Below are 13565 nucleotides of genomic sequence, written 5' to 3' on the forward strand. Positions count from 1 at the left end.
CCCCCCCCCCCCCCCGCCCCCGCCCCCCCCCGCCCCCCCCCCCCCCCCGCCCGGGGCCCGCGCCCCCCCCCGCCCCCCCCCGCCGGTGGGTCGCCAAGTGCTGGGCAGCCGAAGCCCAAGCCGTACGAGCCGTGTCTGTCGGTACGAACCGTCCGAGCCGTACGAGCAACACGAGCCGTACGAGCCCGACGGGTCGTACCGGTCCGCAGAGACCCGACGGGTCGTACAGGGCCACAGGGATCAGAAGAGGCCAGAAGAGGCCGGAAGAGGTTCGGGAAAGGCCAGAAACGCGCTCGGGGCGCGCCGCTGGCCGTGGGCCTCGGCGCGCCCCGAGCGGCGGCGTGCGGTCAGTGGGCGCTGGGCGCTACGGGAACAGCGACTCCAGGACCACCGCGATGCCGTCCTCCTCGTTGGAGGCGGTGATCTCGTCGGCCACGGCCCGCAGTTCCTGGTGGGCGTTGGCCATGGCCACCCCGTGGCCGGCCCAGCCGAACATGGGCACGTCGTTGGGCATGTCGCCGAAGGCGATCGTCTGGGCGGCCGTGACGCCGAGGCGGCGAGCGGCTAGGGAGAGGCCGGTCGCCTTGGACAGGCCGAGCGGCAGCATCTCCACCATGCCGGGGCCCGCCATGATCACGCCCACCAGGTCACCGGCGACCCGGCGCGCGGCAGCCGCCAACTCGTCGTCGGTGAGGGTGGGGTGTTGCAGGTAGAGCTTGTTGAGGGGGGCTTCCCAGACCTCGTCCACGTGCTCGAAGACGGGGGATTCCAGGGTGCGGTCCTCGACCACGTAGCCGGGCCCGAAGAGCACCTTGCCCTCCAGCCCGTCCCGGCCGGCGGCCAGGTAGAGCGGGCCGACCTCGGATTCGACCTTGGCCAGCGCGAGCGCCGCCAACTGCCGGTCCAAGGTCACCGAGGTCAGTAGCCGGTGCTCGCCCGCGTCGTAGACCTGGCCGCCCTGCCCGCACACGGCAAGCCCCGTGTAACCCAGGTCGTCCAGTATGTGCCGGGTCCAGCCGACGGCCCGCCCGGTGACCACGATGTGCCGGGCGCCGGCCTTGGTCGCGTGGGCCAGCGCCGCCCGGGTGCGCTCCGACACGGTCCCGTCGCCACGCAGCAGCGTGCCGTCGAGATCGGTGGCTATGAGCTGGTACGGGAGCGGGGGCTGGGGCGCGGCGCTCACGTGGCGACCGGTTCGAGGACCTCGCGCCCACCGAGGTAGGGGCGCAGCACCTGCGGCACGGTCACCGAACCGTCCGGCCGCTGGTGGTTCTCGAAGATCGCGACGATGGTGCGCGGTACGGCGCACAGCGTGCCGTTGAGCGTGGCCAGCGGCTTGACGTGCTTGCCGTCGCGCATCCGCACGGACAGCCGGCGGGCCTGGAACTCGTCGCAGTTGGACGCGGAGGTCAGCTCGCGGTACTTGCCCTGGGTCGGAATCCACGCCTCGCAGTCGAACTTGCGCGACGCGGAGGCGCCGAGGTCGCCGGTGGCCACGTCGATCACCTGGAACGGCAGCTCAAGCCCGGTCAGCCACTGCTTCTCCCAGTCGAGCAGCCGCTGGTGCTCGGCCGCGGCGTCCTCCGGCGCGACGTACGAGAACATCTCGACCTTGTCGAACTGGTGCACCCGGAAGATGCCGCGGGTGTCCTTGCCGTACGTGCCGGCCTCGCGCCGGAAGCAGGGCGAGAAGCCCGCGTACCGCAGCGGCAGCTTGTCCGCCTCAATGATCTCGTCCATGTGGTACGCGGCGAGCGGCACCTCGGACGTGCCCACCAGGTAGTAGTCGTCCTTGTCCAGGTGGTAGACGTTCTCGGCGGCCTGGCCGAGGAAGCCGGTGCCCTCCATGGCGCGCGGCTTGACCAGCGCCGGGGTGAGCATCGGGACGAAGCCGGCGGCGGTGGCCTGGGCGATGGCCGCGTTGACCAGCGCGAGCTCCAGGAGCGCGCCGATGCCGGTGAGGTAGTAGAAGCGTGATCCCGAGACCTTGGCGCCGCGCTCGGTGTCGATCGCGCCGAGCAGGTTGCCGATCTCCAGGTGGTCCTTGGGCTCGAAGCCCTCGGCGGCGAAGTCGCGCGGGGTGCCGACGGTCTCCAGGACGGTGAAGTCCTCTTCGCCGCCGATCGGGACGTCGGGGTGGACCAGGTTGCCGAGCTGGCGCAGCAGCCGCTGGGTCTCTTCGGCGGCCTCGTCCTGGGTGGCGTCGGCGGCCTTGACGGCGGCGGACAGCTCGCCGGCCTTCTTCAGCAGCTCGGCCTTCTCGTCGCCGCTGGCCTTGGGGATGAGCTTGCCGAGCTGCTTCTGCTCGGAGCGCAGTTCGTCGAAGCGGACGCTGGACGACCTGCGTCGTTCGTCGGCGGAGAGCAGCGCGTCGACAAGGCCGACGTCCTCTCCACGGGCGCGCTGGGAGGCGCGCACTCGGTCGGGGTCCTCACGAAGCAGGCGAAGGTCAATCACCCCTCCAGGTTACCGGTGCGTGCTCCGGCGCCTCGACGTGATATTCCATTGCGTCGCCATTTGCCCATATTTACCCCGAAAGGGGATAGAGGGGGCGGTGGGGAAGGTGGGGCGCGGTGCGGGGGGCGGCTGTGGAATGCGCGCTCGGGCCGTCAAGAATACGGTGCGCATTCCCCCGCAGGGGGGACGTGGATGAGCCAAGCTGGCTGATTTCCGCCGTGGAAGGGGGAGTTGGCGCCCGGGGTTGTCCACAGGCTCCGGGGTGTAGTGCATAACTTATCCACAGGCTGTGTGCACAATCTGTGGACTTTAAGGTCGGACATTTCGACCACTTATTGCTGGGCCATGGATTCCCTCACCGCCCGCATCTCACACCCTCTTTCGAGTGAGTTGGCTCCCTTCTGGTGGGCGGATTCGCCGTGGATCAAGAAATGGGGGGCGAAGTGGCGGGAGCGGGAGGGAGTGTTGTGACTTGCGATGCTTTGAGTTGTTTGCCCCCTAGGTCGGAATCACCATGTCGACTTATTCACAGGTCGAGCCGGAGCCTGTGGATAACTTTTGAGGGGTGTGCATTGCGCTGGGTGATGCGGGGCCTGGCCTCGGACCGGGCGGCTGCGGCTGCGTGTGTGGTTGTGGCTGCGGCTGCGGCTGCTCGTACGGTGGCGCTGTCCGTACGTGAGGGCGTCCGTACGTGAGGGCGCCCGTACGTGGAGGGCGTCTGTACGGGGAGGGCGTCTGTACGGTGACGGCGGTGGTGTGGGGTTCGGCCGGTACCGGGTCTGGCGGTACGAGGGTTGGTCGATACGGGGTCTGGCGGTAGCGGGACCGGGGAGACCGGGCCGAGCTCGTACCAGTACCGGCCGTACCAGTGCCGGCGATACCAGTACTAGCCGTACCAGTACTCGCCGTACCAGTACTCGCCGTACCAGGACGGGAGAAGCTGGTTCCGGCCCGTACCGGGTGCTGGCGCTACCAGGAACCGGCACTACCAGGACTGCCGATACCGGCCTGAAGGCGCCGCCCGCGCCGCCCCGCCACCCCGCGCCGCCCCCACCGCCTCGCGCCGCCCCACCGCCTCGCGCCGCCCCCACCACCTCGCGCCGCCCTCGCCGTCCGCCTCCGCCGCCCGTCTCCGGGCGTGTTGAGGCGCGGCCGTCCTGGCAGCGGGCCAGCCAGTCGGCCGCGGCGACGAACTCCGCGTCCGAGGTCCCGTGTCGCAGTTCGGGCAGGTCGGCGGGGTCGACGCCGGCCCGCGGGTACGAGCCGAGGAAGCGCACCTTGGGGCAGATCCGCTTCAGCCCGGTCAGCGCCTCGGCGACCCGGCGGTCGGTGATGTGCCCCTCGCAGTCCACCGAGAAGCAGTAGCGGCCGATGCCCTCGCCGGTCGGCCTGGACTCGATGCGCATCATGTTCACGCCGCGGGCCGCGTACTCCTGGAGCAGTTCGAGCAGCGCACCCGGGTGGTCGTCGCCGAGCCAGATGACCAGAGACGTCTTGTCCGCGCCGGTCCGTGCCGCGGGCCTGGCCGGGCGGCCGACCAGGACGAACCTGGTCTGTGCGTTCCGCGCGTCGTGGATGTCCGAGACCAGCGGCTCAAGGCCGTAGGTGGGCGCCGCGAACTCGCCGGCGAACGCCGCGTCGTAGCGGCCCTCCTGCACCAGGCGCGCGCCGTCCGCGTTGGAGGCGGCCGACTCCCACACGGCGTCCGGCAGGTGCTTCGCGAGCCAGTTGCGCACCTGCGGCTGGGCCACCGGATGGCCGGTGACCGTCTTGATCTCGCCCAGCTTGGTGCCGGGCCGCACCAACAGGGCGAAGGCGATGGGGAGCAGCACCTCGCGGTAGATCATCAGCGGGCCGCCGGTGGCCAGTTGGTCCAGGGTGGCGGTGACGCCGCCCTCCACCGAGTTCTCGATCGGGACCAGCGCCGCGGCGGCCTCGCCCGACCTGACCGCGTCCAGCGTGGCCGGCACGGACACCATCGGGACCAGTTCGCGGGTGGCGGCCTCCGGCAAGGTGCGCAGCGCGGCCTCGGTGAACGTGCCCTCGGGGCCGAGGTACGTATAGCGGCTGGGCGACATCACCATGGGGTCCTCGCGATCTGACGTCCGGCGGGCGCGTGGCCGAGCGGAGCGAAGACGCTGGGTGTGCGCCGGAGCGGCACCCCGCACGCGATGCCCCGGCGCGCCGGCCGGTGCGATGCGCCGTCCCGCGCGGCGTTGCTGCCCGTGGATCTGCTGGGAAGTCGCCACGATACCCGCGCCCGGACCCCGCTCAGGCCGGCTCCGTGGGCCCTGCCGTACGAACCGGGCCACGGCGCGCGGGGGCGGCCGGGGGCGGGTGGGGCCAGGAATGGAGCCGGGGCGTTACGGGGAGTGTGCGGGAGGTGCGGGAGGTGCGGGAGGTGCGGGGCGGCGCGCGGGAAGTGCGGGGTGGCGTACGCGCGGCGCGCAAGGGTGCGCGGGGTCGTGGGTGGTGCGCGGGCGCAGCATGTGCGCGTTCTCGGGGGTTCCCGATGCTTGAACATGATTGAAAGTGTCACTTAGACTGCATGAACAATCATCCCCTCTCGCTTCGGAGTAGCCGTGACGCATGTCGAGAAGGAACTGGCCAGTCAGCCGGAGTGTTGGAGCCGTGCGGCCGAGCTGGCCCAGGCGCAGCGCGAGGCGTTCCCCGGGCGGGGGGAGCGGGTCGCCGTCGTGGGGTGCGGCACCTCGTACTTCATGGCCCAGGCGTACGCCGCGCTGCGGGAGGGTTCGGGGCAGGGGGAGACCGACGCGTTCGCCGCCTCCGAGTTCCCGGCCCACCGCAGCTACGACCGCGTCGTCGCGCTGACCCGCTCCGGCACCACGACTGAGGTGCTGGAACTCCTGGCAGGCGTGCGCGGTGCCGGCGGCCGTACGCTCGCGGTCACCGCCGACCCGGACACGCCGGTGATGACAGCGGCGGACCAGGTGCTCGTGCTCGACTTCGCCGATGAGCGGTCGGTCGTACAGACCAGGTTCGCCACCACCGCGCTCACGCTGCTCCGCGCCCACCTCGGGCTGCACACCGAGACCGCCGTGCGCGACGTGCGGATCGCGATCAGCGAACCGCTGCCGGACCGCCTCGTGGACGCCAACCAGTTCACCTTCCTCGGCCGGGGCTGGACGGTCGGGCTGGCCAACGAGGGTGCGCTGAAGATGCGCGAGGCGGCCCTGGCCTGGACGGAGTCGTACCCGGCGATGGAGTACCGGCACGGCCCGATCAGCATCAGCACCACCGGCACCGCCACCTGGATGCTCGGCGAGGAGCCGGCTGGACTGGCCGACCAGGTCCGCGCGACCGGCGCGCTGTGGGTGTGCGACGGGATCGACCCGCTGGCGGAACTGGTCCGCGTCCAGCGGCTGGCCCTCGCCATCGCCGCCCGCCGCGACCTGGACCCGGACCGACCGCGCCACCTCACGCGGTCGGTGATCCTTCAGGAGGGCTGACCGTCCCACCGGGCCCGTCCTCGCCACCGACGGGCGCGGCGTTGGCGGCGAGGAGCGCGCGCGTGCGGCGGACGAAGGCCAGGCGTACGGACTCGGGGGCCAGCACGCGCAGCGGCGTGGCCAGGCTGAGGAGATAGCCGGCGAGGCCGTCCGCGGCGGGGCCGCCGACGTCCACGACCGTGGCGTGCGGGCCGTCCGCGCGATGCGTGCCGACCGTCGCCGGGATCAGCCGCTCCGCCTCGACCTGCGACAACGGCAGCCGGATCGTCACGTACAGCGGGTACGGGCGGGCGGCGATGGCGCGCGCGACCAGGTGCGCGGCATCGGGCGGGTCGGTGAGCGGGGCCGGGCGCCCGGTGGGCCGCAGCCGGTCGATCCGGTCGGCGCGGAAGGTCCGCCACTGGTCCCGCGCCACGTCCCGGGCGACGAAGTACCAGCGGCGCCCGGTGTGTACGAGGCGGTACGCGTCGACGTCGCGCACCGTGCCGCGCCCGGTGCGGTCCCGGTAGCCGAGTCGGACGCGGTCGCCGGCGCGGCACGCGGCGGCCAGTTCGAGCAGCATGTCGGGGGCGATCTGCGGCTCGTTCGGCCGTGGCGTGTGGACGAGGGCGGCATCCAGTGCGGCGAGCCGCTCGGCGACCCGGTGCGGCAGCACCTGACGCAGCTTGAGCAGGGCGGACAGCGCGGCCTGGTCGCTACCGAGCGAGCCGTCGAGGGCGGAGCTGCGCAGCGCGACCGCCACCGCGAGTGCTTCCTCGTCGTCCAGGACCAGCGGCGGCGTCCGGGGGCCCGGGCGCAGCCGGTAGCCGCCCCACGGGCCGGGGTCGGAGTCGACGGCGTAGCCGAGTTCGCGCAGCTTGGCGATGTCGCGGCGCACCGTGCGGTCGGTGACCGTCATCCGTTCCGCCAACTCTCCACAGGTCCAGGAGGGTCGGGCGGCCAGGAGGGACACCAGGCGCAACAGGCGGGCGCTGGAACTGATCACCCGCCGCAGTGTTCCACCGTGCCCCGAGCCGTTGACCGGCGGGTATCCATGACCAGGACCGAATCTGTCCTGGTTACGTCCTACCGTCTGCCCCATGCCTACGGAACCCACCACCTCCGCGTCCCCCGCTGCCGCCACATCCGCCACCTCCACCACACCCGCCGCTCCGGATGCTGCCGCCGCGGGCGGCGGCGCGCCCGCCGCGCCCGTCTTCCGGTACGCCGCGGTCACCTTCGACTGTCCCGACCCCGATGCGCTGGCCCGCTTCTACTCCGAGGTCACGGGCTGGCCGGTGACCTACTCCACCGACGACTTCGTGCTGCTGGGACAGGAGGGGAGCCCCGGTCTCGGGTTCAACCGGCTGGCCGACTACCGCCGCCCGACCTGGCCCGACCCGGCCACCGAGAAGCAGGCGCACCTCGACTTCGGCGTCGCCGACCTGGACGCGGCCGAGGCCCACCTCGTCGCCCTGGGCGCGACCAGGCCCGACACGCAGCCGGACCCGGAGCGCTGGCGGGTCCTGCTCGACCCGGCGGGTCACCCGTTCTGCGTCTCCACGATGGTCTGACGCCGCACCCACCGCCTGCGGCGCGCACCTACGCCTGAGCTCGGGTCGGGGTCGCGCACACCGACTGCGGCGCGCGTACCCACGTCTGTGCCCGGGCGCATACCCACTGCCTGCGGCGTGCACGCACGCCTGAGCCCAGGCCACAGACACATCGGCTGCGGTGCGCGCGCACCCACACCCACACCCACACCCACACCCCGTACGGCCCGATCACCCGTTTCCCGGCGGGCGGTCGGGCCGTACGCGTGCCCGGGGTGGGGTTGGGGACGGGGAGCGGCTTGCCGAGGGCCCCGCCAGCCGTACCGGCTGCACGAGTCCCCCCGGCCCCGCCAGCCGTACCGGCTGTACCAGTCCCACCGGCCCTGGCCCACCCCCAACCCACCCCCACCCCTCCCCAGCCCCCTCATGGATGTTTCTGCGCGAACCGATAAGTCAGAATCCACGAGTGCGCAGCTAGGTGGGTGCGTGTGCCACTGTGTTCCCCGGCAGGGCACAGTACGTACAGGGCCGTCGCACGGCACCCGCCGCGGGCCGTACAACATCACGTCCGCAGCAGTACGTCGCAGGACGCACCGGAGCCACGGGCTCCGTACGGAGAAGGCCGCGCCCCGCACGGGGCCCGCACCCGACGGCGTACCGCAGCCCCTGCCGACCACCACGACAGCACCGACGGGCACGGTGACGTGCAACGGCCACAGCACCACGGCCGTACGACACACAGCACCACAGCACCACAGCAGTACGGCACCACAGCAACGAAGCACAGCATCAAGAACAGCGACAAAGAACAGCATCAAGAACAGCAACACAGCACAGCGACAAAGAACAGCAACGACGACCCGCAAGGCCCCGCGCCAGCGGACTCCGCACGGCCCCGCGCCAGCGGAGGTGTGGAGGTGTAGTGAACCGGTACGAACGGCACAACATGCTGCTGGGGCTGCTCGCTGAGCGGCGGCAGTTGGAGGTCGACAGCGTGGCGGCCGAGCTGGCCGTCTCGGCGGCGACGATCCGCCGTGACCTGGACCATCTCGCCGAACAGCGGCTGCTGACCCGGACCAGGGGCGGCGCGGTGGCGCACACCGTCGCGTACGACCTGCCGCTGCGGTACAAGGCCATGCGGCACGGGGAGGAGAAGGAGCGGATCGGGCGGGCCGCGGCCGGTCTGGTCAGCCGCGGGATGGTGGTCGGGCTGAACGGCGGGACCACCACCACCGAGGTGGCGCGGGCGATCGCCACCAAGACCGACGGGGCCGACAAGGCGGACGAGCCGGTGGTGACGATCGTGACCAACGCGCTGAACATCGCCAACGAGCTCGCGGTGCGCCCGCACGTGAAGATCGTGGCCACCGGTGGCGTCGCGATGCCCCAGTCGTACGAGCTCATCGGCCCGCTGGCCGGGCACATCCTGCGCGAGGTCAGCCTGGACATCGCGTTCATCGGCGTGGACGCCCTGCACCCGGAGCTGGGGGCCAGTGCGCACGACGAGGGCGAAGCGAGCATCAATGCGCTGCTCGCTGGGCAGGCCCGCAAGGTGGTGGTCGTGGCGGACAGTTCCAAGCTGGGGGAGCAGGCGTTCGTACGGATCTGCACGATCAGTGCCATCGATGTTCTCGTGACCGATGGGCACGCGCCTGAGCAGGTCAAACGCTTTGAGGAGCGTGGGGTGACCGTCATTCAGGCGTGATCGCCGCCCTGGGGCGGCCCCGCCGTGGCCCGGTCGTGGCCCCGCCGCCCCAGGCTCCCGCGGCGCGCCCTCACCGCCGCGTTCAAGCACACAATGATCACTCAGCGAAGTGTGATTCTGCGCGTTTGCAGATCTTTATGAACACCTCTTGTCACCTTTAAGCAGTGGCGTGCAAGATGAAGCCGCCTCGTGGTGAACGTCGCGGCGCGTAGCTCTCGGCTGCGTGCGCCGGCGTGCCACCACCACGGGGACTCGGCAGTCACCCTCCCCTGCACGGCGGATTCCCGCGTGCCCCGGACGGGCTGCCCCGCATCCGCTCTCGCTCTCACTGCCGGAGGTGAATGTGACGGCTTCCGTTTCTTCGTCGGCCCGTCCGGGCACGTCGCAGCAGCAAGCCCCGCTCCCCGCGGCCCCGAGCCCGAAGGGGAAGCGGGCGCTGCGCAAGGCCGCCCGTGTTCCCCTGCGGCACCGGCTGCGCCGCGACAAGGCGTTGCTGCTGCTCTGCCTGCCGGGCGTGGCCTACTTCGGGGCGTTCTTCTACCTGCCGTTGCTCGGCAACGTCATCGCCTTCCAGGACTACCAGCCGTTCCTGGGCTTCAAGCACAGCCCGTACGTGGGCATGCAGAACTTCGTGGCGCTCACCGAGCAGCCGGAGTTCTGGACGGCGGTGTACAACACGCTGGAGATCACCGCGCTCCAACTGCTGCTGTACTTCCCGGCCCCGATCGCGCTGGCGCTGCTGCTGAACTCGCTGGTGGGCGAGACGCTGCGGCGCTTCGTGCAGACCGTGGTCTACCTGCCGCACTTCCTGTCCTGGGTCGTGGTGGTGGCCATGTTCAAGCAGGTGCTCGGCGGCACCGGCACCGTGAGCAGCTTCCTCAACGACCACGGGGTCGGCGTCGGCAACATCATGACCAACCCCGACACCTTCAAGCTGCTGGTCACCTCGCAGATGATCTGGAAGGACTGCGGCTGGGGCGCGATCATCTTCCTCGCCGCGATGGCCTCCATCGACACCGCGCAGTACGAGTCGGCGGCGATGGACGGCGCCGGGCCCTGGCGGCGGATGTGGCACGTGACGCTGCCCGGCATCCGGCCGGTGATCATCATGCTGCTGATCCTGCGCCTCGGCGACATCCTCAACGTCGGCTTCGAGCAGATGCTGCTCCAGCGCGAGGCGGTGGGCGCCGAAGCCTCCGAAGTCCTGGACACGTACGTGTACTTCCACGGCGTCGTCGACGGCGACTGGGGCATGAGCACCGCCGCCGGACTGATGAAGGGCGTGATCGGCCTGGTGCTGATCCTCGCCGCGAACAAGCTGGCCCACCGCTTCGGCGAGCAGGGAGTGTACAAGTGACCACCTCGCTGCTGACCCCGGGCACGTCCCCCGCGAAGGACGGCGCCGGCGCCTCCCGCGGCCCGCGCCGCCGCACCCGTCCCGAGCGCCCGCCGTGGATGGAGCGCCCCACCTGGTACGGACAGGGCGCCAAGGCCGTGGCCATCGTGCTGATCGTGGTGGTGGTCGGCTATCCGTTCCTGCTGGCGCTCGGCACCAGCCTCGCCGGCCAGGAGGAACTGGACGCCAACGGCGGCTACGTACTGATCCCCGAACACCCCACCTTCGAGGCGTACAACGTGCTGCTCCAGGGCGGCGTGGTGACCCGCGCCGCGATGGTCAGCGTGGTGGTCACCGGCGTCGGCACCGTACTGAGCGTGCTGTGCACCATCGCCCTCGCCTACGGCCTCTCCCGGCCCGGAATGGTCGGCGGAAAGCCCATCCTGCTGCTGGTGATCGGCACCTTCCTCTTCACGCCCGGCATCATCCCGACCTATCTGGTCGTGCAGGAATTCGGCATGCTGGACAGCTATGCCTCACTGATCCTGCCGGTCCTGCTGAACGTCTTCAACGTCATCGTCGTCCGGGCCTTCTTCCAGGGAATTCCGACCGAGTTGTACGAGGCGGCGCGCCTTGACGGGGCGGGCGAGTTGACCATTCTGTGCCGTGTGGTGCTGCCGCTGTCCAAGGCGGTCATCGCGGTCGTCGGCCTCTTCTACGGGGTCAGCTACTGGAACAGCTTCTTCAATGCGCTGCTCTTCCTCAACGACTCCGGTAAATACCCGCTCCAGGTCGTCCTGCGGTCCTATGTCGTACAGGGCGAGAGCATCAACGCCAAGGCGATGGGCGTCAGCCAACTGCCGCCGTCCATCTCGCTTCAGATGGCGGTGCTCATCCTCGCGCTCATTCCGATCCTGTGCGTGTACCCCTTCCTCCAGAAGTACTTCGCCAAGGGTGTGCTCACCGGCGCGGTCAAGGGCTGACGCAGCCCCCGCCCCTGCCGCTCACCGCCGACCGCACCACCCCGTCAGGAGAACTCCATGTCCCCTCAGCAGACCGACCGGCAGCAGGTGACCGGCGCGCCCGCATTCCCCGCGGACGCGCCCGCGTTCCCCGCGCATTCGCCTGTGGCCGGCGCCCGCAGCCTGCTCGACCGGCTGGGCCGGCGCCGGTTCCTCGGCGTCGCCGGCGCCGCGGGGCTGGCCGTCACCGGGCTCGGCTCGCTCAGCGCGTGCAGCACGGGAACGGCCGTCGGCGGCAAGGGCGCCGAGGGGTTCCGCAAGGTCAAGCTGCCGACCTACCTGCCGGCCAACGTCGCGCCGGCGGACCTGCCGGGCAATGCGCAGGGCCTGGACGCCGGCTATCTGCGGTACCCGAAGAAGCTGGTCAAGTCGGTGGCGAAGACCCCGGGCGACGGCGAGTCGATCACCGCGCTGACCGAGACGTTCACCACGCCGGCGCCCGCGATGGACCGCAACCGCTACTGGAAGGAGCTCAACGAGCGGCTCGGTTCCGACCTCAAGATGAACATCGTCGTGGAGAGCGGCGCCGACACCTATCTGACGAAGTTCAACGCCATCATCGCCAGCGGTGACATTCCCGATCTGGTGTGGTTCCCGCCCAACCAGGGGCTGCGCAAGGTGCCGCAGTTGCTCCAGGCGAAATTCCACGACGTGACCTCGCACCTGTCGGGGGACGCGATACGGAAATACCCCAACCTGGCCAACCTGCCGGACTTCGCGTGGAAAACAGCCGTCATCAACGGCAAGATCGCGGGCGTGCCCGTCGCCTACGGCCGTATGGGCCAGGTCTACGTCATCAACGAGGACTTCTGGAAGCCGGTCGGCGGCGCCACCTTCAGCAGCGCCCAGGACTTCCTCGACAAGGGCAAGGAACTCCTGGACACCAAGCGCAAGAAGTACGTGCTGGAGCCGGCGTACGTGAATGCGCACGGCATGTTCGCGCAGTGGTTCGGCGCACCCGCCGGCTGGCACCTGGAGGGCGGAAAGCTCACCAACAGGTTCGAGACCGAGCAGTACTTCGAGGCCCTGGAATTCGCGGTCAAGGTATTCAAGGCGGGCCTGTTCTGGCCGGACCCGAACCTGACCACCACCCGGGAGAAGATGGCGCAGGGCACGCTCGGCGCGTACGTACAGTCCTTTCCGTCGTTCCTGGTGGACGTGAAGACGTACGACTTCCCGTTCGGCATCATCGTGCCGTTCGCCGCCAAGCCGGGCGCCACCCCGCACTTCGACTTCGGTTCGGGCTCGGTCGGCTTCACCGCCATCAGCAAGAACGCCGACAAGAAGCGCATTCCGACGCTGCTGGCCGTGCTCGACTACCTCGCCGCGCCGTTCGGCAGCGAGGAGCGGCTGTTCCTGGAGAACGGCGTCGAGGGCACCCACCACGAGCGCACCCGCGACGGTGACGTCACCCTCACCGACAAGGGCAACGCGGAGGCGGTCACCACCGCGATGCCGGTGTCCTTCCTCACCAACGCGCCCGAATACCTCTACCTGCCGGGCAAGCCCGACATGACCCGGCGCATCCACGGCTGGCAGCAGGAGCTCATCAAGATGGGCCAGGCCAGCCCCGTCATCGGCCACTACTCGGACACCAACGCCGACAAGGGTGCCTCGCTCACCAAGGCGTTCAACGACGGCATCCTGGACATCGTCGCCGGCCGCAAGTCGCTCTCCGACTTCGACGGGCTGCTGAAGAGTTGGCGCTCGGGCGGCGGCGACCGCATCCGCCGGGAGTACGAGCAGTCGCTCGCCAGTGAGAAGAAGGGCAAGAAGACCACGTGAGCCGCCCGCCGTCGGCGCCGGCAACGGCCCGGCGGCAGGGCGCGGCCAGCAGCCGGCGGGCCCGGCCGCGCGACCCGCAGCGCGGCGGAAGGGCCCACCGGCGACCGAGCGGCCCGCACCGGGTGACCGGTCGGCGCCACCGCCGGGGGGGGGCCCCCCCCCCCCCCCCCGCCCCCCCGGGGGGGGGGGGCCGGGCCCCCCCGGGGGGGGCCCCGGGGCGGGGGGCCCCGCGGGGGGGGGGGGGGCGGGGGGGGCGCG

10 protein-coding genes and 3 pseudogenes are annotated in these 13565 nt (G+C 70.9%); 8 read left to right on the top strand and 5 right to left on the bottom strand.

Features of this window, described 5'->3' with window-relative positions; genetic code table 11:
* The 4 genes and pseudogenes from AAHZ94_RS15355 to pheA all read right to left on the bottom strand — a co-directional run.
* A pseudogene (locus AAHZ94_RS15355) lies at positions 1–235 on the bottom strand (hypothetical protein); the annotation flags it as partial.
* Positions 236–364: 129 nt separating this feature from the next.
* Complete coding sequence (locus AAHZ94_RS15360) at positions 365–1183, bottom strand: HAD family hydrolase (protein ID WP_349993437.1); 819 nt, start codon at positions 1181–1183, stop codon at positions 365–367.
* Positions 1180–2457 carry a serine--tRNA ligase gene (gene serS, locus AAHZ94_RS15365; protein ID WP_349993438.1) on the bottom strand — a complete coding sequence of 426 codons (1278 nt, stop codon included), beginning with the start codon at positions 2455–2457 and terminating at the stop codon, positions 1180–1182. The genes AAHZ94_RS15360 and serS overlap by 4 nt, the downstream gene beginning before the upstream one ends.
* Positions 2458–3602: 1145 nt before the next feature.
* A pseudogene (gene pheA, locus AAHZ94_RS15370) lies at positions 3603–4535 on the bottom strand (prephenate dehydratase); the annotation flags it as partial.
* A gap of 504 nt (positions 4536–5039) precedes the next feature.
* Here pheA and AAHZ94_RS15375 point away from each other — a divergent pair.
* The gene (locus AAHZ94_RS15375) at positions 5040–5927 is read left to right on the top strand and encodes an SIS domain-containing protein (RefSeq protein WP_349993439.1); all 888 of its coding nucleotides are present in this window, start codon (positions 5040–5042) and stop codon (positions 5925–5927) included.
* On the opposite strand, the gene AAHZ94_RS15380 is transcribed toward AAHZ94_RS15375, so the two are convergent.
* The gene (locus tag AAHZ94_RS15380) at positions 5896–6912 is read right to left on the bottom strand and encodes a helix-turn-helix transcriptional regulator (RefSeq protein WP_349993440.1); all 1017 of its coding nucleotides are present in this window, start codon (positions 6910–6912) and stop codon (positions 5896–5898) included. The genes AAHZ94_RS15375 and AAHZ94_RS15380 overlap by 32 nt on opposite strands.
* Positions 6913–7006: 94 nt before the next feature.
* On the opposite strand from AAHZ94_RS15380, the gene AAHZ94_RS15385 reads away from it, so the two are divergent.
* From AAHZ94_RS15385 to AAHZ94_RS15415, 7 genes and pseudogenes are all read left to right on the top strand, one after another.
* Positions 7007–7480, top strand: coding sequence for a VOC family protein (locus AAHZ94_RS15385; protein WP_349993441.1), 474 nt, complete (start codon positions 7007–7009; stop codon positions 7478–7480).
* 683 nt (positions 7481–8163) lie between these two features.
* Positions 8164–8382, top strand: coding sequence for a hypothetical protein (locus AAHZ94_RS15390; protein ID WP_349993442.1), 219 nt, complete (start codon positions 8164–8166; stop codon positions 8380–8382).
* Positions 8382–9164 (top strand): DeoR/GlpR family DNA-binding transcription regulator, encoded by a 783-nt coding sequence (locus AAHZ94_RS15395; protein WP_349993443.1) that lies wholly within the window; start codon positions 8382–8384, stop codon positions 9162–9164. The genes AAHZ94_RS15390 and AAHZ94_RS15395 overlap by 1 nt, the downstream gene beginning before the upstream one ends.
* Before the next feature lie 436 nt (positions 9165–9600).
* Positions 9601–10521, top strand: coding sequence for an ABC transporter permease (locus AAHZ94_RS15400; protein ID WP_349993445.1), 921 nt, complete (start codon positions 9601–9603; stop codon positions 10519–10521).
* A gap of 98 nt (positions 10522–10619) precedes the next feature.
* On the top strand, positions 10620–11483 hold the full coding sequence (locus tag AAHZ94_RS15405; RefSeq protein ID WP_349993446.1) for a carbohydrate ABC transporter permease: 864 nt from the start codon (positions 10620–10622) through the stop codon (positions 11481–11483).
* 57 nt (positions 11484–11540) lie between these two features.
* A complete protein-coding gene (locus AAHZ94_RS15410) occupies positions 11541–13307 on the top strand; it encodes an extracellular solute-binding protein (RefSeq protein ID WP_349993444.1) in 1767 nt (588 codons plus the stop codon).
* Positions 13304–13565 (top strand): annotated as a pseudogene (locus AAHZ94_RS15415) (hypothetical protein); the annotation flags it as partial. The gene AAHZ94_RS15410 and the pseudogene AAHZ94_RS15415, both read left to right, overlap by 4 nt.

The organism is Streptomyces sp. HSW2009 (genome assembly GCF_040240285.1).
In the GTDB taxonomy this organism is placed as follows: domain Bacteria; phylum Actinomycetota; class Actinomycetes; order Streptomycetales; family Streptomycetaceae; genus Streptomyces.